17 protein-coding genes are annotated in these 18,296 nt (G+C 71.6%); 8 read left to right on the top strand and 9 right to left on the bottom strand.

Annotated elements, in window-relative coordinates:
- Positions 1-2,187: an excinuclease ABC subunit UvrB gene (gene uvrB / locus JOF41_RS21495; protein ID WP_229795454.1), complete on the top strand. Its 2,187-nt coding sequence runs from the start codon at positions 1-3 to the stop codon at positions 2,185-2,187.
- Between the two features lie 52 nt (positions 2,188-2,239).
- Here uvrB and JOF41_RS21490 read toward each other — a convergent pair whose 3' ends face one another.
- Both JOF41_RS21490 and JOF41_RS21485 read right to left on the bottom strand, forming a co-directional pair.
- Positions 2,240-3,175 carry an ABC transporter permease gene (locus JOF41_RS21490; protein WP_209621475.1) on the bottom strand — a complete coding sequence of 312 codons (936 nt, stop codon included), beginning with the start codon at positions 3,173-3,175 and terminating at the stop codon, positions 2,240-2,242.
- A complete protein-coding gene (locus JOF41_RS21485; protein ID WP_209621472.1) occupies positions 3,172-6,057 on the bottom strand; it encodes an alpha/beta fold hydrolase in 2,886 nt (961 codons plus the stop codon). The genes JOF41_RS21490 and JOF41_RS21485 overlap by 4 nt, the downstream gene beginning before the upstream one ends.
- 284 nt (positions 6,058-6,341) lie before the next feature.
- On the opposite strand from JOF41_RS21485, the gene JOF41_RS21480 reads away from it, so the two are divergent.
- From JOF41_RS21480 to JOF41_RS21460, 5 genes are all read left to right on the top strand, one after another.
- The gene (locus JOF41_RS21480; RefSeq protein ID WP_209621469.1) at positions 6,342-7,373 is read left to right on the top strand and encodes a TerC family protein; all 1,032 of its coding nucleotides are present in this window, start codon (positions 6,342-6,344) and stop codon (positions 7,371-7,373) included.
- Between the two features lie 76 nt (positions 7,374-7,449).
- Positions 7,450-9,351 (top strand): S9 family peptidase, encoded by a 1,902-nt coding sequence (locus tag JOF41_RS21475; RefSeq protein WP_189223218.1) that lies wholly within the window; start codon positions 7,450-7,452, stop codon positions 9,349-9,351.
- A 117-nt stretch (positions 9,352-9,468) separates the two neighbouring features.
- Complete coding sequence (locus JOF41_RS21470; RefSeq protein ID WP_229795456.1) at positions 9,469-10,212, top strand: Crp/Fnr family transcriptional regulator; 744 nt, start codon at positions 9,469-9,471, stop codon at positions 10,210-10,212.
- Between the two features lie 2 nt (positions 10,213-10,214).
- Entirely contained in the window at positions 10,215-10,847 is a 633-nt protein-coding gene (locus tag JOF41_RS21465) for a nucleotidyl cyclase domain-containing protein (protein WP_209621466.1), read from the top strand.
- A gap of 12 nt (positions 10,848-10,859) precedes the next feature.
- The gene (locus JOF41_RS21460; protein WP_307867489.1) at positions 10,860-11,444 is read left to right on the top strand and encodes a GNAT family N-acetyltransferase; all 585 of its coding nucleotides are present in this window, start codon (positions 10,860-10,862) and stop codon (positions 11,442-11,444) included.
- On the opposite strand, the gene JOF41_RS21455 is transcribed toward JOF41_RS21460, so the two are convergent.
- Together JOF41_RS21455 and JOF41_RS21450 are read right to left on the bottom strand one after the other, a co-directional pair.
- Complete coding sequence (locus tag JOF41_RS21455; RefSeq protein WP_189223221.1) at positions 11,426-12,082, bottom strand: RES family NAD+ phosphorylase; 657 nt, start codon at positions 12,080-12,082, stop codon at positions 11,426-11,428. The genes JOF41_RS21460 and JOF41_RS21455 overlap by 19 nt on opposite strands.
- Before the next feature lie 25 nt (positions 12,083-12,107).
- Positions 12,108-12,692, bottom strand: a complete 585-nt coding sequence (locus JOF41_RS21450; protein ID WP_189223222.1) for a DNA-binding protein — start codon at positions 12,690-12,692, stop codon at positions 12,108-12,110.
- Between the two features lie 189 nt (positions 12,693-12,881).
- On the opposite strand from JOF41_RS21450, the gene JOF41_RS21445 reads away from it, so the two are divergent.
- Positions 12,882-14,108, top strand: coding sequence for a glycosyltransferase 87 family protein (locus JOF41_RS21445; protein ID WP_209621463.1), 1,227 nt, complete (start codon positions 12,882-12,884; stop codon positions 14,106-14,108).
- On the opposite strand, the gene JOF41_RS21440 is transcribed toward JOF41_RS21445, so the two are convergent.
- The 3 genes from JOF41_RS21440 to JOF41_RS21430 all read right to left on the bottom strand — a co-directional run bounded on the left by JOF41_RS21440 (position 14,095) and on the right by JOF41_RS21430 (position 15,799).
- A complete protein-coding gene (locus JOF41_RS21440) occupies positions 14,095-14,916 on the bottom strand; it encodes a hypothetical protein (protein WP_189223224.1) in 822 nt (273 codons plus the stop codon). The two genes, JOF41_RS21445 and JOF41_RS21440, sit on opposite strands and share 14 nt — an antisense overlap.
- A 93-nt stretch (positions 14,917-15,009) precedes the next feature.
- The gene (locus tag JOF41_RS21435; protein WP_189223225.1) at positions 15,010-15,438 is read right to left on the bottom strand and encodes a hypothetical protein; all 429 of its coding nucleotides are present in this window, start codon (positions 15,436-15,438) and stop codon (positions 15,010-15,012) included.
- A gap of 31 nt (positions 15,439-15,469) precedes the next feature.
- The gene (locus tag JOF41_RS21430; protein WP_189223358.1) at positions 15,470-15,799 is read right to left on the bottom strand and encodes a hypothetical protein; all 330 of its coding nucleotides are present in this window, start codon (positions 15,797-15,799) and stop codon (positions 15,470-15,472) included.
- A gap of 84 nt (positions 15,800-15,883) precedes the next feature.
- Here JOF41_RS21430 and JOF41_RS21425 point away from each other — a divergent pair, with 84 nt between their 5' ends.
- Positions 15,884-16,726, top strand: coding sequence for an IS982 family transposase (locus JOF41_RS21425; protein WP_189223350.1), 843 nt, complete (start codon positions 15,884-15,886; stop codon positions 16,724-16,726).
- Positions 16,727-16,834: 108 nt separating this feature from the next.
- On the opposite strand, the gene JOF41_RS21420 is transcribed toward JOF41_RS21425, so the two are convergent.
- Both JOF41_RS21420 and JOF41_RS21415 read right to left on the bottom strand, forming a co-directional pair.
- Positions 16,835-17,401 (bottom strand): hypothetical protein, encoded by a 567-nt coding sequence (locus tag JOF41_RS21420; protein WP_229795460.1) that lies wholly within the window; start codon positions 17,399-17,401, stop codon positions 16,835-16,837.
- On the bottom strand, positions 17,398-17,829 hold the full coding sequence (locus tag JOF41_RS21415; RefSeq protein WP_209621460.1) for a hypothetical protein: 432 nt from the start codon (positions 17,827-17,829) through the stop codon (positions 17,398-17,400). The genes JOF41_RS21420 and JOF41_RS21415 overlap by 4 nt, the downstream gene beginning before the upstream one ends.
- Positions 17,830-18,296 lie beyond the last annotated feature (467 nt).

Raw genomic sequence — 18,296 nt, 5'->3', positions numbered from 1 at the left:
ATGTCGGACGGCGGGCGTACCTTTGTCGCCGTGGCTTTCCCTACCGAGATCCCGGTCAAGGCGCACTCGTCGCACCGTCCCGTCGGTGACATCCCCCGCACCGACGGGCAGTTCCGCGTGGTCAGCGACTACCAGCCCGCGGGCGACCAGCCCGCCGCGATCGCCGAGCTGGAACGCCGCATCCGCGCGGGGGAGAAGGACGTGGTGCTGCTCGGCGCCACCGGCACCGGCAAGTCCGCCACCACGGCGTGGCTGGTGGAGAAGCTGCAGCGGCCCACGCTGGTGATGGCGCCGAACAAGACGCTGGCCGCCCAGCTGGCCAACGAGCTCAAGGAGTTCTTCCCGCACAACGCGGTCGAGTACTTCGTCAGCTACTACGACTACTACCAGCCCGAGGCCTACATCCCGCAGACCGACACCTACATCGAGAAGGACTCCTCGATCAACGAGGACGTCGAGCGCCTGCGCCACTCGGCCACCATGAGCCTGCTGACCAGGCGCGACGTCATCGTGGTCGCCTCGGTGTCGTGCATCTACGGCCTGGGCACGCCGCAGTCCTACCTCGACCGGTCGATCAAGCTGGAGGTCGGCGCGGAGGTCGAGCGCGACCTGCTGCTGCGCGCGCTGGTGGACGTGCAGTACGCCCGCAACGACATCGCGTTCAACCGCGGCACCTTCCGGGTGCGGGGCGACACGGTGGAGATCATCCCCGCCTACGAGGAGCTGGCCGTGCGCGTCGAGTTCTTCGGCGACGAGATCGACCGGCTGTACTACCTGCACCCGCTGACCGGCGACGTGGTCAAGGAGGTCGAGGAGCTGCGCATCTTCCCGGCCACCCACTACGTGGCGGGGCCGGAGCGGATGGAGAAGGCGATCAGCAACATCGAGGCCGAGCTGGCCGACCAGCTGGCCAAGCTGGAGCGGCAGGGCAAGCTGCTGGAGGCCCAGCGGCTGCGGATGCGCACCACCTACGACATCGAGATGATGCGCCAGGTCGGGTTCTGCTCGGGCATCGAGAACTACTCGCGGCACATCGACGACCGCCCCGCGGGCTCCGCACCCGCGACCCTGATCGACTACTTCCCGGACGACTTCCTGCTGGTCATCGACGAGTCGCACGTGACGGTGCCGCAGATCGGCGGCATGTACGAGGGCGACGCCTCGCGCAAGCGCAACCTGGTCGAGCACGGCTTCCGGCTGCCCAGCGCGCTGGACAACCGGCCGCTGACCTGGGAGGAGTTCGCCGACCGGATCGGCCAGACGGTGTACCTGTCGGCCACCCCCGGCCCGTACGAGATGGGCCAGGCGGGCGGCGAGTTCGTCGAGCAGGTCATCCGCCCCACCGGACTGGTCGACCCGGAGGTGGTGGTCAAGCCCACCGAGGGCCAGATCGACGACCTGGTGCACGAGATCCGCGCGCGGGCCGAGCGGGACGAGCGGGTGCTGGTCACCACGCTGACCAAGAAGATGGCCGAGGACCTCACCGACTACCTGCTGGAGCTGGGCATCCGGGTGCGCTACCTGCACTCCGAGGTCGACACGCTGCGCCGGGTGGAGCTGCTGCGCCAGCTGCGGCTGGGCGAGTACGACGTGCTGATCGGCATCAACCTGCTGCGCGAGGGCCTGGACCTGCCCGAGGTGTCGCTGGTGGCGATCCTGGACGCGGACAAGGAGGGCTTCCTGCGCTCGGGCACCAGCCTCATCCAGACCATCGGCCGCGCGGCGCGCAACGTCTCCGGCGAGGTCCACATGTACGCGGACCGGATCACCGACTCGATGCGGCACGCGATCGACGAGACCAACCGCAGGCGGGCCAAGCAGATCGCCTACAACGAGGAACGCGGCATCGACCCGCAGCCGCTGCGCAAGAAGATCACCGACATCCTGGAGCAGGTCTACGCCGAGGCCGAGGACGCCATCGAGCCGGGCGGCTCGGGCCGCAACGCCTCGCGGGGCAAGAAGCCCACCGGCGACCCCGGCGCGTCGGGCCGCAGCTCGGGCGTGCTGGTGGACAAGGACGTCAGCGGCATGGCCCGGTCCGAGCTGGCCGACCTGGTGCAGCAGCTGACCGACCAGATGATGAACGCGGCCCGCGAGCTGCAGTTCGAGCTGGCGGCGCGGCTGCGCGACGAGATCCAGGACCTGAAGAAGGAGCTGCGCGGCATGGACGCCGCGGGCGTGAAGTGACGACGAGGGGGCCGAGCCGCGCGGCTCGGCCCCCTCACCGCCGGGCGCCCGATCAGGACGTGATGTCCTTGCGGGCGAACTTGCGCGCGGCCAGCAGCGTGAAGAACGCGCCGTAGGCCAGCGCCGAGAACGCCCCGGTCGCCATCTGCGACCAGTCGATCTCGGTGGACAGCAGGTCCACCCACGCCAGGGCGTAGTGCGTGGGCAGGTACTCGCGCAGGTCGCCCAGCGCGGTGATCTGGTCGAGGATCTGCGACAGGATCGACGCCAGCACCGCGCCGCCGACCGCGCCCAGCGGCGCGTCGGTGGACACCGACAGGAACAGCGCCAGCCCGGCCAGCCAGAACAGGTGGATCGAGATGTAGCCGACCGCCAGCGCCACGCCGGTGACGCCGGAGGCGAACGAGGCCGCCTCACCGGTCGGGCTGACCACCTCGCCCGCCCCGTACCAGAGCACGCCCACCGCCAGCGCCACCGCGGGCAGCAGCACCAGCGCGAACAGCGACAGCAGCCCGGAGGCCACGGTCTTGCGGCGCAGCAGCCGGTGCCGCGGGATCGGCGCGGCGAGCAGGTACTTCAGGCTCGACCACGACGCCTCGCTGGCGATGGTGTCGCCGAAGAACAGCGCCACGATCATCGGCAGCAGGAAGCTGCCGCTGACGAACAGCGTCAGCACCACGAAGTTGATCCCGCTGGCCGTGGCCAGGTCGACGAACCCGCCCGTGCGCCGGTTCGGCTGGGACTGCCCGATCTCGAACGAGACCACCAGGATGAACGGCAGCAGCACCAGGAAGCCCAGCACCAGCTGGGTGCGCCTGCGGCGCAGCTGCCGCACCAGTTCGACCCGGATGGGCAGCGTGCGGCCCGCCCGGTAGCCGACCTTGGACCCGTCCGGCGCGACCCGCGGGTGCTCCGCGGCGGCGGCGTCGGTCAGGTCGCTGATCGCGGCGGGATCGGTGTGCACGCCGTGCCCGTTGCCCTGGCTCATCGGGAACCCCCTGCGTCGCCCACCAATTCCAGGAACGCGTCCTCCAGGCGTCTGCGCGGACCGGCCTGGTCCACCGCCACGCCCGCGGACACCAGCGCTTGCAGCGCTTCGGCGCGCGGCGTGCCGTTGAGGCTCGCGTGCACCTGCTCGCCGTCCACGTGCACGTTGTGCACGCCGGACAGCCCGCGCAGCACCGAGGCCGCTTCCTCCGGGCGGTCCACCCGGAAGCTGGCCTCGCCGCCGCCGGTCGCGATCTCCTCGACCTCGCCCGCGGCGACCAGGGTGCCCTTGTGCATGACCACCACGTGGCTGCACGTCTGCTCCACCTCGGCGAGCAGGTGGCTGGACACCAGCACCGTCCGCCCCGCGGCCGCGTAGCGGCGCAGGACCTCGCGCATCTGGTGGATCTGGGGCGGGTCGAGCCCGTTGGTCGGCTCGTCGAGCACCAGCAGGTCCGGCAGGCCCAGCATCGCCTGGGCGATGGCCAGCCGCTGCCGCATGCCCTGGCTGTAGGTGCGCACCTTGCGGTGCACCGCGTCGCCCAGGCCCGCGATCTCCAGCGCCTCGTCGAAGTGCGCCTGCTCCACGGGGCGGCCGGTGGCGGCCCAGTACAGGTGCAGGTTGGCGATGCCGGACAGGTGCGGCAGGAAGCCCGAGCCCTCGACGAACGAGCCGATCCGGGACAGCACCGGAGCGCCGGGGCCGACCCGGTGGCCGAACACCCTGATCTCGCCCTCGGTGGGCTGGATCAGGCCCATCAGCATCCGCAGCGTGGTGGTCTTGCCCGCGCCGTTGGGGCCGAGCAGGCCGAGCACCTGCCCGTGCCCGACGGTGAAGGACAGGTCCTTCACCGCGGTCAGCCCGCCGGGGTAGGACTTGGTCAGCCCCTTGATCACCAGGGGCACGCCGGTCAGCTCCGGGTCGACGTCGGCGTTGAGCCTGCGCCGGAACCAGCCGATCACGGCCGCGGCGGCGCACACCGCCAGCACCACGGCGATGCCCCACAGCGCGCCGGTGGGCACGCCGCTGGTGCTGTTGACCCCGCCGACCACGGGCACCCGCAGCTCGGGCGAGGCCAGCGAAATCCGGTACGCGGCGGGCTCCTGGGCGTTGGCGTAGGCCTGGTCGGTGGTCGACACCACCAGCTCCAGCCGGTGGTCGCTCTCCACCGGCCGCACCGCGCCGGGCAGCGTCACGGTCACCTCGACCGGGGTGCCGTCGGCGGGCAGGTCCGCCACGCGCACCGGGGCCACGGCCGATCCGGGCAGCGTGCGCACGCCGTTGGAGTCCGCGTCGTAGAGCTTGACGAACAGCACCGCGCCGTCGGCGGGCACCGGCTGGCCGGGCACCGCGGCCACCCGCAGCCGCACCGTCGACGAGCCGCTGAGCAGCAGCTGCGAGGTCATCGCCTCGCTGCTAAACACGGCCGACTGGCCGGGCAGGTCCAGCGAGAGCCTGCTGGCCAGCGAGCTGGACCGGCTCAGCGCCGCGCCCAGCCCCGGCAGGCTGCTCACCGCCGCCGGGTTGCCGCCCGCCGGGTTGACCACCACCTGCTCGCGCCCGGACAGCGCCACGTCGCGGCGCTCGGTGGTGGTGGAGCCGCCGGGCAGACCGGGGTAGCCGGGCGCGACCACGGTGCGCAGCGACGGGGCGCCGCTGCTGCGGAACGCGCCGGTCACCGAGTACTCGAAGCCGGTGCCGGGGTCGGCGCCCCGGTTGTCGAGGTGGAAGGCCAGCCAGTCGGCGATCTGGCCGCGCAGCTCCGGACCGGGCGTGCCGCCGTCGTGGCCGCCCGCGTACCAGATCACCTTGACCTTGGCGCCGTTGGCGGCGATCTGCCTGGCGTTGGCGTCGGCCTGGTCCAGCCCGAACAGGGTGTCCTGCTCGCCCTGCACCAGCAGGGTGGGCTGGGTGATCCGGCTGGTCAGCTCGGACGGGGAGGACCGGCGCAGCAGCGCCAGGGTCCGCTCACTGGCCTTGCCGGTGGTGGCGACCTCGGTGTATGCGGCGCACACGTCGGCCTGGAACCGGCCGCAGGCACCGTTGACCGGGCCCGCCGGGCGGTCGCCGCCCTGGTCGCCGCCCGGCTGCCGGGGTGCGGTCGCGGCCGCCGCGGCGTTGTCCAGCGCCTGGGCGTCGTCGTCCTGGCCGGGCTCGGGCGCCTCCTGGCCGGGGCTGGCCGCGTCCCCGCCGGACAGGCCCGCGGAGAAGAAGATGCCCGCCCACGAGCGCTTGAACACCCCGTCCGGGGCGAACGCGCCGGGGGAGGGGGTGGTGCCGTCGACGGTGGCCGTGGTCGCCGCGTTGGGCAGCAGCGCCTGGGACAGGTCGTTGTAGGTGATCACCGGGGCGATCGTGTCGACCCGCTGGTCCACGCCCGCCAGCGACAGCGCCAGCGCGCCGCCGTAGGAGCCGCCGGTCACGCCCACCCGCGGGTCGCCGGGGGCGTCGGTGCGCACCTCCTCGCGGGTGGCCAGCCAGTCGAGCAGCTTCTGCGCGTCGCGCACCTCGTGGTCGACGGAGTTCAGCGCGATCTGCCCGGTGCTGCGGCCGAAGCCGCGCGCCGAGTAGGTCAGCACCACGAACCCGCGCTGCGCCAGTTCGGTCGCCTGCGCGGACACGCCGGCCTTGCTGCCGCCGAAGCCGTGCGGCAGCAGGACGGCGGGCGCGGGGGTGCGCTCGGGCAGGTACAGGGTGGTGTCGATCTGGACGGTCCGGTCGCTGCCCGGACCCTCCGGCACGTCGATCACCGCGTCACGAGTGCTCACCGGGGGTGGGTCGTCCCCCTGCCGCAACCAGATCACGGCGCCACCCACCAGGGCGACGAGCACGATCAGCGCGGGGAGGGACCACCTACCGCGGGAGCGGGAGAAGGAGGCCACCCTGATGACCCTAGGCTTGTCCGGCTGAGAACCGGCGGTCAGCACCCCCGCCGCCTCTCAGCGAGTCGCCTGCCGTCGGGGTGTGGCTGATCACCCCCGGTGGCGCCGAGGGGCGGTCATGCATGAGACTGTATGCAAAATGGAGGGGAGTACTCCCTAAAACGGCGGTGTCGTCAGCACGGAACCTGGCGTGAGGTTCCCGGCACCACCGGTCGGCGGTTCGCACCGCAGGCGGAGGAGACCTCCGGTCATTGGCGTGCGCGCGGTGCACCGGAGGTTCTTACATGGCAGTCCCCGCATGGCTCTGGCTTGCGACCATCGCAGGTCTGCTGGTCCTGCTGGCCGTCGACTTGTTCATCGTCGACCGCAAGCCCCATGAGGTCACCATCGGGGAGGCGGCCCGCTGGGTCGTCTTCTACGTCGGCGTCGCGATCCTGTTCGGCCTGGGCATCTGGTTCTTCGCGGGGGGCACCCCCGCGGGCGAGTTCTTCGCCGGGTACATCACCGAGTACTCGCTCAGCGTCGACAACCTGTTCATCTTCCTGATCATCATGACCACCTTCAAGGTGCCCGCGATCCACCAGCACAAGGTGCTGCTGGTCGGCATCGTGATGGCGCTGGTCATGCGGGGCATCTTCATCGCCGTCGGCGCCGCGGTCATCGCGCAGTTCTCCTGGGTCTTCTACCTGTTCGGCGCGTTCCTGATCTACACCGGCTACAAGCTGGCGCGCACCGACCACGAGGAGGAAGAGGAGGAGTACAAGGAGAACGCCGCGCTGCGGTTCGTGCGCAAGGTCTTCCCGGTGGCCGACCAGTACCACGACTCGAAGTCGTTCGTGAAGATCGACGGCAAGCGGTTCGTGACGCCGATGTTCATCGTCATGGTCGCCATCGGCACCACCGACCTGCTGTTCGCGCTGGACTCCATCCCGGCGATCTTCGGCCTGACCAAGGAGCCGTTCCTGGTCTTCACCGCCAACGCCTTCGCCCTGATGGGCCTGCGGCAGCTGTACTTCCTGCTGGGCGGTCTGCTCAACAAGCTGGTCTACCTGTCCATCGGCCTGTCGGTGATCCTGGGCTTCATCGGCGTGAAGCTGATCCTGGAGGCGCTGCACACCAACTCGCTGCCGTTCCTCAACGGCGGGGAGCCGCTGCACGTGCCGACCATCGGCATCGAGTTGTCGCTCTCGGTGATCGTGGGCGTGCTGGCCATCACCACGGTCGCCAGCCTCATCAAGGTCCGGCGCGACCCGGCGGCGGTCAAGCACGTCGGCGAGGCGCACCACGAGGAGCAGGCGAAACAGCCTGGGCAGTGACGCGGGCAGCGGCGCTGTGTGAGCGTCAATATTCTCGTGAGCTTTGCTAAGGACATCTGGGGTACCGTGCTGAATCGTGCGCCCTGATGACTTGCAGTCGCTGACCCTCCCCGGTTCCGTCGCCCTCCGCGGCGAACTGGCCCTGGTGAACGTGACCACCCCGGACGTGGCCGCCAACACCTACCGGGGAGGGTTGTGGCGCGTCCCGCTCGACGGCGGCGGGGCGCGGCAGTGGACGTGGGGCGAGCGCGACTCGGCCCCGCGCATCTCCCCGGACGGGCGGTGGGTCGCCTTCCTGCGCGGCGAGCGGGGCAAGCCCTCGCAGGTGCACGTGATGCCCGCCGACGGCGGCGAGCCGCGCAAGGTCACCGACTTCCCCCTCGGCGCCGCGACCCCGGTCTGGGCCCCCGACTCCCGGCGGCTGGCCGTCGTGGCCCGCATCCCGGAGGCGGGCCGCTACGGCACCGAGCTGGCGGACGGCGAGAAGCCGACGCCCGACGCCGAGGCCCCCCGGCTGATCAGGCGGCTGGACTACCGGCTCGACGACATCGGCTTCACCACCGACCGGCACCCCCGGCTGCACGTCGTGGACGCGCTCGACCCGCGGGCGCGGCCGGTCGAGCTGACCGACGGCACCTTCTGGCTGGGCGAACCCGCGTGGACCCCGGACGGCGAGTGGCTGGTGTTCTCCGCCGAGCGGGACCTGGGCGCGGTGGAGACCCTGCACCGCGACCTGTACCGGCTGCCCGCCGCGGGCGGCGAGCCCGAGCTGCTGGTGCGCTCCGAGGGCTCGGCGGACACCCCCGTGCCGCTGGCGGACGGCGGCGTGCTCTTCTTCGGCACGCGCTTCACCGGCGTGCACAGCGTGGCGCGCAACCTGGGCCTCTGGCACGCCCACGGCGACCGGCTGCGCAGGCTGACCGACGAGGAGACCGTCGACTGCGAGAGGGCCTCGGGCGAGCCGGTCGTCACCGGTGCGGGCGTGCTGGTCGCGGTGCGCAACCGGGGCGCGGTGGAGCTGCGCCGGGTGCCGCTGGACGCCGAGGGCGCACCCCTGGACCGGCTGGACCTGCTCGCGGGCGAGCGCGCCGAGGTCAAGTCCTTCGCCGCGGACGGCGACCGCGTCGTCGCGGTGGTCTCCGGCCCCGACACCACCGGCGACGTGGTCCTGGTCGGCGGCGACAGGCTCACCGACTTCGGCTCCGCGGTGCCGCTGCACCAGGTGGTCGAGCTGACCGGCAGCGCCTCCGACGGCTACCCGGTGCACGGCTGGCTCGTGCTGCCCGAGGGCGAGGGCCCGCACCCGGTGCTGCTGGCCGTGCACGGCGGCCCGTTCATGTACCACGGCTGGGGCTTCTTCGACGAGGCGCAGGTCTACGCGGGCGCGGGCTACGCCGTGGTGCTGCCCAACCCGCGCGGCTCGGCGGGCTACGGCCAGGCCCACGGCCAGGCGGTGATCGGCGCGTTCGGCACGGTCGACGTGGACGACGTGCTCTCGGTGCTGGACGTGGCGCTGAGCAGGCCGGACCTGGACGCCGACCGGGTGGGCGTGATGGGCGGCTCCTACGGCGGCTTCATGACCTCCTGGCTGGCCGCGCACCACGGTGGGCGCTTCCGCGCCGCGTGGAGCGAGCGCGCGGTCAACGCCTGGGACTCCTTCGCGGGCTCGTCGGACATCGGCTGGTTCTTCACCGACGCCTACTGCGGCCCCGGCTTGGAAGCGCAGCGCGCCATGAGCCCGCTGACCTACGCGGAGAAGATCACCACGCCGTTCATGGTGGTGCACTCCGAGCACGACTGGCGCTGCCCGCTGGAGCAGGCCCAGCGCATGTTCGTGGCGCTGCGCCGCAACGGCGTGGAGGCGGAGATGCTGGTCTTCCCCGGCGAGGGCCACGAGCTGACCCGCTCGGGCAAGCCCCGCCACCGCGCCCAGCGCTTCGACGCCGTCCTGGCCTGGTGGGCGCGGCACCTGAGCTGATGCCCCGAGCCGTGTTCGATCGACCCGGTGGGAACCGGGTCGATCAAACACGGCGAAATCCCTAATCCCCTCCCGGTCCGCCACGGCAGACTGACTGCTCTGGCGAGGAGGTGGAGGGTGACGGTGATTCCCCCGGTCCGGGTGGGCAGGTGGCCCACCGGGACGTTCATGGACATGCTGGCCCCGCCCGCCCAGGAGGCGCTGCTGCGGCTGGGCAGGCCGAAGAAGTTCCGGCGCGGTGACGTGCTGATGCACGAGCTCGACGAGTCCGACGAGGTGGTCCTGCTGTGCCGGACGCTGGTCAAGGCCACCATCTCCCTGGACAACGGCCGCGTGGCGCTGCTCAACATCAAGGTCGGCGGCGACGTGGTGGGGGAGATGGCCGCGCTCAGCGGTGATCCGCGGTCGGCCACCATCACGGTGTGCGCGGACGGGCACGGTCGGGTCTTCACGGCCGCGCAGTTCCGCGACTACCTGCGCGAGCACCCGGACGCCAACCTGGCGCTGTCCCGGATGATCATGCAGACGCTGCGGTGGGCGGACAAGCGCAGGGTCGACTTCAACGGCTACCCGGCCCTGGTCCGGCTGGCCCGCGTGCTGGTGGAGCTGTGCAACCACTACGGCCGCAGCGGCCAGGACGGCGTCACGCTCGACCTCGGGCTGACGCAGCGGGAGCTGGGCGCGCTGGTCGGCGCGGAGGAGGACACCGCGCGCAAGGAGCTGCGGGTCCTGCGCGACCGAGGGGTGATCAGCATGGGCTACCGGACGATCACCGTGCTGGACCGCGTGCTGCTGGACGGGATCGCCCGCGATTCCGGCAAACCCGGTGATACCCCCGCACACCCCAGGGAGTCGGCGTGACGATGACCGATGTGGCACTGGACGTCCCGTTGGACGGCTTGGTCTACCGGCTCGTGGTGGCGGTGGACGTGGAGGGCTACAGCAAGCTGCACGCGCTGGACCAGGCACGGGTGCAGACCCGGCTCAGCGAGGTGCTCGACGAGGCCGCGCGCCGCGCGGGCCTGGACCGCTCGCGGTGGTACCGGCAGCTGCGCGGCGACGGCGAGCTGGCCGTGCTGCCCGCCGACAGCGACACCGCCTGGGTGGTGGCGCGCTTCACCGAGCACCTGACCGAGGCGCTGGGCGAGCTGCGGCGCGCGGGCACCCCGCTGCGGATGCGGCTGGCGATGCACTGCGGCACGTTGACCTCGGGGCGGTTCGGCCTGGTCGGCGACGCCCCGATCGTCACCTGCCGTCTGCTGGACGCGCACGTGGTGCGGCGTGCTCTGGCCGAGTGCGGGGAGGACCTGGTGCTGGTCATCTCCGAGCGGCTGTTCGAGGACGTGGTGCGGACCCGGTTCCAGGACCTGGACCCGGACCGGTTCCGCCCGGCGCGGTTCTCCACCAAGAACGTGAGCTACTCCGGGTACGTCTGCACGGGCGGGCCGCGCGGTGTTTCGCACGGTGGTTCGCGCGAGGGTTCGCGCAATACCTAGCGGAGCCCGCCCGTGCTGCGGCACGCTCACCGGATGCAGTGGACCGTGCGGGTGGGCGAGCCCGAGGACGCGCACGAGATAGCCAGGATCAACGTGGACGCCTGGCAGCACGCCTACCGGGGGCTCGTCGACGACGCGGTGCTGGACCGGATGCTCCCGGAGAGCCGGGTGCCCGGTTGGCTGCGGGTGCTGGCGCTGCCCGCGCCCAGCCGGGTGTTCGTCGCGGTGGAGGGCAGCGGCAAGATCGGCGCGTACTGCGCCGTCGACGCCGTCCGGGAGGCCGAGGACGCCCACCCGGACCTGAACACCGGCGAGCTCGTGGCGATCTACGCCGACCCCCGCTACCGCGGCACCGGCGCGGGCCACCAGGTGCACGAGGCCGCCCTGAAGCACCTGGTGGACCAGGGCTTCCGGTACGCGGTGCTGTGGGTCTTCCAGGACAACGCGGGCAGCCGCGCCTTCTACGAGGCGCACGGGTGGCGGCACGACGGGGTGGTGCACCGCTACGAGCTGGGCGAGCAGGTGCTGCCCGAGGTGCGCTACGCCCGGTTCCTGCCCGCGCCGCGCCGTCGCCGCGCTCACCCCAGCAGGGTGTAGTTCAGCTCCTCGCACACGCGCGCCAGCGGCAGGTCCAGTCCGGGGTGCTCCAGCGGCAGCAGCACGTCCGGCGAGGCGGGCAGGCCGGTGCCGCCCGGCGGGTCCCACAGGCACACCGCGGGCTCGGCGGCGTCCATCGACGACCGGTACCACAGCCCGTCCAGCTCGGGGTAGGCCGCGCGGATCGTGCGCGCCCACGCCTGGGTCAGGTGCTTGGGGCCGGAGCTGATCTCCTGCGAGGCGCCGACCCGCGTGGGCCACAGGCCCGCCAGGTCCAGCAGCCGCAGCGTGCGCCGGGGCCGCAGCACCACCAGGAACGGGCTGCGGGTGCGGCGGTCGACCACCGAGGTCGCCTGGAACACCTCGGCGATGCTGGTCCGCACGGACAGGCCGAAGTAGAGCACCCCCTGGTCGGGGGCGTGGGTCAGCTCGCCGTGCGGGCCCGGCTCCTGGGTGTCGAAGCGGGCGTGCGGCAGCGGACCGGTGTAGCGGAAGCTGTTCCAGCGCTGCGGGTGCAGCCCTTTTGCCGTGAAGACGCGCACCAGTCGGGTGGCGCGGTGCACCGCCACCACGTCCTCGGTGCGGCGCAGGGCGGCCTGCAGCACGGCGGGAGCGGGCGGCTGGGGAAGCCGAGACATTCGGGTCCTGGGGGTCGGGGGATGATCAGGCGGGCGTGCCCAGCTGGGCGGCCAGCGCGGTGACGCGCCGGGGGTCACCCCCGGCCAGCAGCCACTCGCGCGGGGTGGTGGGCACGCCGTCCACCAGCAGGTCGGCCTGCTCGGTGGTCATGAACCCGGCCACCACCAGCGCGGGCTGGTCGTCCGGCACGGCGGCCAGCACGGCCTCCAGCCCCGGCAGCACCCCGGCGCCCGCGAACTGCCACGCGGGCAGCCGCCAGCTGCCCCGGTCCTTCCAGCCGACCAGGCGGCCCATGGCCAGCCGGTGCCGGATGCGGCTGGTGTCCACGCGCAGCTGCTGGGCGGCTTCGGCGACGGTCACCGCCGAGTCGCGCAGCACCGCGTGCGCCACGACGGTCCGGGCGCGCGACTGGTCGTCGGCCGGGCCGTGCGGGCTCAGGTCGAGCCCGACGTCGGTCAGCGCCTCCTGCTCGTCGAGGTTGAAGTAGCCCGCGGGCTCCGGGCTGGGTGGGGCCAGCCGCTTGGCCGCATCGGCGACGAGGGTCAGGAACTCGTCAGGGGTGACCTGCAAGCCGGCTTTCGCCAGGACCGTCTCCAACGCTGGGCTCATGCGCACAGAGTATCCTGGGCGTGCGCTCTTGTGCGCATAGTTAACTCGAATGCCGGAACGTCGCGACTGTGCGCACACATCGTGCCACGATACGTAACCATTGTCACGCGGCGTGGCCCCGCGGAGCCGTGACCCCGACCTCACCACCCCGGTCGATACGATGCCGCGCGGACAGCAATGGGGGTGGTCGTGGCCGTTCTGGTTCGCCCGGACAAGCGGGTTGTCGGCGTCTGGCTGGCGGTGGTCGCGGTCGCCTTCGCGGTCGCCTTGGCGGTGGTGCTGGCGCGCTCCGGCACCGGTCTGATCGACCTGCGCGTCTACCGCGTCGGCGGTCAGGCGTGGCTGGAGGGCGTGCGCCTCTACGCCGAGGGCTTCCCCAAGCCGCTGGACGGCCCCGCCCTGCCCTTCACCTACCCGCCGATCGCCGCCGTGCTGTTCAGCGTGCTCGCGGTCGTCCCGTGGTCCATGGCCGTGCTGCTGTGGACCGGCACCGGCCTGGCCCTGCTGGCACTGGTGTGCCTGGTCACCGCGCGGCACGTCTACGGGCGCGGCGCGCAGGCCCTGCTCGTCGGCCTCGGTGTGGCCGCCGGATCGCTGGTGCTGGAACCGGTCAGCGCCACGCTGGACTTCGGCCAGATCAACCTGCTGCTGATGGGCCTGGTCGCGCTGGACTGCCTGCTGCCGCGCACCCGCTGGCCGAGGGGCCTGCTGATCGGCTTCGCCGCCGCCATCAAGCTCACCCCCGCGATCTTCGTGCTGTTCTTCCTGGCCAGGGGGCGGTGGAAGCCGGTGCTGACCACCGTCGCGTCCTTCGTGGGCTTCGGCCTGGCGGGCCTCGCCCTCGCCCCGACCGACACCAAGCAGTACTGGCTGGACTCGCTGCTGGACCCCGGCCGCGTCGGCGGGCTGGCCTACGTCGGCAACCAGTCGCTGCGCGGCGTGGTGCACCGCTTGGGCCTGACCGGCCTGGCCGAGTCCGCCACGTGGGCGCTGCTGAGCCTGGCCGTGGTGGCGCTGGTGTGGGTGGCCGTGCGGCGCTCCCGCGACGAGGTCTCCGCGCTGCTCGCGGTGGCCGTCGGCGGGCTGCTGATCTCCCCGGTGTCCTGGTCGCACCACTGGGTGTGGGTGGCACCCGGCCTGATCCTGCTGACCGGCCTGGTCCGCGCCCGGCCGCCGCAGGCCTTGACCGCGTTGGCGGTGCTGCTCGCGCTGTTCCTGATCGCGCCCCAGTGGTACCTGCCGCACGAGGCCGACCGCGAACTGGCGTGGAGCTGGTGGCAGCACGTGGTCGGCGACGCCTACGTCTGGGCGGGACTGGTGGTGCTCGCCGTGCTGGCCGCCCGCAAGCCCGCGACCGCTGACGCGGCTGCTGACGCGACGACTGACGCGGCTGCTGACGCGACTACTGACCGGTGATCAGCTCGACCGCGCGGCCCTTGGTGGCCTCGTCCACCTCCACCGGCCGGAAACCCCGGCCCACGATGTGCGCCACCAGCTCCGGCTGCGGCGGGAGACCGTGCTTGCGCAGGTAGTGCGGCACCGCACCGGCCCAGATCCAGGTGCCGTCGGTGCGGAAGTTCAGCGGCACGTCCCGGTCGCCCGGCGCGAACTCGTCCACGTCCAGGTCGCGCGCGGCCAGCACCACCGGCGCCGCCTCCAAGTAGGCCAGCAGCGCCTCCCGCAGCTGCGGGTCCACCGGCGGCCGGTTCACCACCGGTCGCCCCGACTGGTCGCGCCCGTCGTAGACGTGCGCGGTGCGCAGCTCGGCACCGGCCTGCTGGAGCGGCGGCAGACCCACCCGCTGCCGCCACCAGTCCGGGATGCGCTCGTCGGCGCGCGGGAACGTGCGCAGCTCGTCCTGGAAGCCGATCACCGGCGGAGCGTTGCGCCACCGCGGCTCGTCCTCGGCGTTGAAGTCCACCGCGAACGCGCTGGGCGCCTCGATCTCGTACACCGCGCTCAACCAGGTGCCCCTGGTCTCGTCGTACATGCCCACGCGCAGCTGGCCGAACAGCTGCACCACGTCCATCGGGGGCCGCACCGGCCGCCACTGCCCGTCCGGGCCCGCGAACGCCAGGTCCACCTCGATGTGCCTGCCCGCCGCCCGGTACTCGGCCCGGATGCGCTGCCAACCGGGCGGGATCGCCGGGAGCATCGCGCGGCCGATCCGCCGCACGAGCTGCTGCTGCTCCTGCTCGGTCAGCGGTGTGGCTGGCTGGCTCATGCGACGAACACCCCTTCGGCTCCCCCCGACTCGGTCCGCTGATCTTATCGACCGCGCGCGGGGTGCGCGGACCAGTCGTGCGAGTCCGGCGGGTCAGCCCAGCTTCGCGCGCAACCAGTCCGGCAGCACCTGTGCTGAGCCACCTGAGAGCCGCAGCTCCTCCTGATAGGCCTCGGGCGGGGGCGGCGAGATCCACCGCGGTTCCTCACTGCGGTTCATCCGCAACTTCTGCTCACCCGTGAACCACACCTCGAACCGCGCGCTGTACCAGGCGTTGTCACCACCCAGCATGGCCTCGCGCAGCTCGTGGAACCGCTCGGCCACGGCCGCGGGCGGCGACCACTGCTCCATCCCGCCCGCCACGTTCTGCACCATCGCGTTGACCTCCCCGTGGTGGCCGATCTCGCGAAAGTGCACTTGGGCGTACTCCCACCCCGGTGGCAGCGTCTGCAGCAACTGGTCGGCGATCCGCCGGGCGTACGCGCCCTGCTGCTCGGGGCTGATCGGTGCCGGACTGGTCATCGGTGCGTTCCTCCCTGGCGCGGGCCCTCGGTCATGCGGACTGCTCGACGGCGAGCACCCTACGCAGCCAGTCGGGGGTGTTCGCCGCAGAGCGCGGGTAGACCTCCAGATCCGCGGCGTACGCCGCGGGGTCGATCGGCGGATCCCACACCGGATCGACTTCGAAGTTGAAGCTCACCCGGAAGGAGTCCGGCGGGTCCAGCACCAGCCGCACTGAGAACCACGTGCCCAGATCTGGTTCGTAGAGCAGGTGCCGCACGTCGCTGAAGGCGGCGGGCAGGTCATCGGGGAACTCGTGTGCCCGCGTGGATCCGTCCGGCATGACCACCGAGTAGACGAGGTCGTCCACAGTGGACAACATGCTGACCTTCAGGTCCAGCCTGCGCCAACCGGGTGGAGCGGTGTCCAGCAGCCGCCCGCAGACCCACCGCAGGATCCGGTCGACCTGCTCCTCGCGGGCAGGCCCCGTATGGGCAGACCGCCCAAGCTCACCGACGCCGAACTGATCACCCTCGCGGTGGCCCAGGCCTTGCTGGGGTTCACCTCCGAGGCCCGCTGGCTGCGGTTCCTGCCCGCCCGAATGCCCGGCGCGTTCCCGTACCTGCCCGGCCAGTCCGGCTGCAACCGCCGCCTGCGCGCCGCCCTGCCCCTGGTCAAACGGGTCATGCGGCTGCTGGCCGCCGACACCGACCTGTGGACCGACACCACCTGGATCGTGGACTCCACCCCGGTCGAGTGCGGCCGCTCCCGCCCCACCGTCAAGCGCTCGGAGCTGGCCGGCTGGGCCAAGTACAGCTACTGCCGCTCGCACTCGCGCTGGTTCTGGGGCCTGCGCCTGCACCTGGTCTGCACCCCCGCCGGCCTGCCGGTCACCTGGGCCCTGACCGATCCCAAGATCGACGAACGGGAGGTGCTCATGGCGATCTGCGACCACGAGCCCCACCTGCTCGCCGACCGCCCCGGCCTGCTGATCATCGCCGACAAGGGCTACGTCTCCCGCGACCTCGACCGGTTCCTCGCCGAACGCCGGGTCCGGCTGATCCGGCCCTCCTACCGCAACCGGACCCCGCACCCCGGCGAGCCGCTGCTCAAGTCCGTCCGCCAGCTCATCGAGTCGGTCAACGACACGCTCAAAGGCCAGCTCAACCTGGAACAGCACGGCGGACGCACCATCGAGGGCGTCGGCGTCCGCGTCGCCCAACGCCTGCTGGCCCTGACCGCCGCCATCTGGCACAACCGCGCCACCGGACAGGCCGTCACCCGATCCCTGACCGCCTACGACCACTGACCGAGTTAGGAATTACTCGTCTAGGCGTGGCTGGTGTAGACGCGGCCGTCCGAGGTGATGTGCACGTCGGCGGTGAAGTAGCGCGGGTCGTGCAGGACACGCTGGGGCTCAGTCGAGGTTGATGTGCTCCGCCCAGGGAGGGGTGGACGTGTCGCCGATCTGCCGCATCAGGCGCAGGCGTGAGCGGTACTTCTTGACACCCGGCTCTATGTTCTCGAACCAGTTGGTCACGCTGGGCCAGTACTTGACGACCCCTTCACCCTCGGTGATGCCCCGGACGGACGGGTCGGCCTGGTTGACGTCGGTGCCGTCCACGACATGGTAGGTGTACGACTGGTGCTCGGTGAGGACCAGCATGCCCTCGGCGTCGCCCAAGGGGTTGTCGTCGAGTTGGGCCAACGTCGCCAGCGCGTTCTTCTTCGACTTGGCCCCGACCGCTGACACCCCGAGCGAACTACCCGCCAGCCACAGGCCATGGTTGACACCGATCAACCGCAGCACCTCGCGGGCCGCTGCGGGCACGCCCGCGGCCCCCTGTTCAGCGGCCATGGCATCGATTTGCTCGTCCGACGCACCCGTGACCGACTCGGGCTTCAACCCCTCGGAGAGGACTCGCTCGAAGGTCGCACGGATCGCGCCTGCTGCGGTCTGCTCGTCTGGCTGTAGCACACTCATCCGTCCGATTCGACCGTCAGGCGTAGATCGGTTACCGGCAGCAGACCGTGTTCGCGTAGCGCGACGAATGACGCCAACATCCCATGCACGCCGCCCTCGCGTGGAAGGCCGTGCTCGTCCACCAGGTACGACAACTCGTCCGAAGTCAATGGTTCGGGGACGCCTCGAAGCTCTACGGGGGTGGGTACGGCAGCAGCGCGCCGTTCGGCAACCAGGGCGTGCGCGGCGAGCCAACGGACCTCGCCGAACAGCAGAGGAATGCTAATCAGGTCAGGGGTCTCGTCGGTCAGCAGTTCCTCCACGGCGGGCAGCAGGCGTGGGTCGCCGCTGGGGTCTTTGGCCAGCACCCCCAACATGGTGGTGCGGCGATACGTGTCAGGCGACTTCAGTATGTCGATGACCTCGGCGAGTTCATCATCGGCGATCATGCGCATCCCCCTTGCCCCGGTCGATGGCGGCGGACCGCCTCGACGACGTCCACGATGCGCGGATTGGGCGGCAGGCCGAGCCTTTCAGCCACTCTGCTGCCGATCTTCACTCGGCTCTCCGCCCTTCCTACCAGCGCGGTAGTTCGAGTGATCAGCCATGCGGACGCCATCGACCATCATGTAGTCGCGGCTCTCCGGTCGGTGGCTGCGGCCAACGATCTAAACATCGGTACCTGACCATTGGTCAGCTCCTCGATCTTGTGCGCGAGGAAGTCGTACTCCTCTTCCAACGCCCCCGATCCCGTCTGCCGTGAGTGCTACCGAGTCGGCCCTCGCCCAGCCAGGCCCGGATGAACTCGTCGGTGCGGGGCGCGCCACATGCTGCGCGGCACCGCCTGGGGTAGCCGACAGCACTGCCAGCCGTTCGGACGCCTGCTCGGCGTTGGGGCATGCCATACGCACTGCCC

It is taken from the genome of Saccharothrix coeruleofusca, assembly GCF_017876325.1.
GTDB lineage: Bacteria > Actinomycetota > Actinomycetes > Mycobacteriales > Pseudonocardiaceae > Actinosynnema > Actinosynnema coeruleofuscum.
This window is presented reverse-complemented; position numbering and strand designations above follow the sequence as displayed.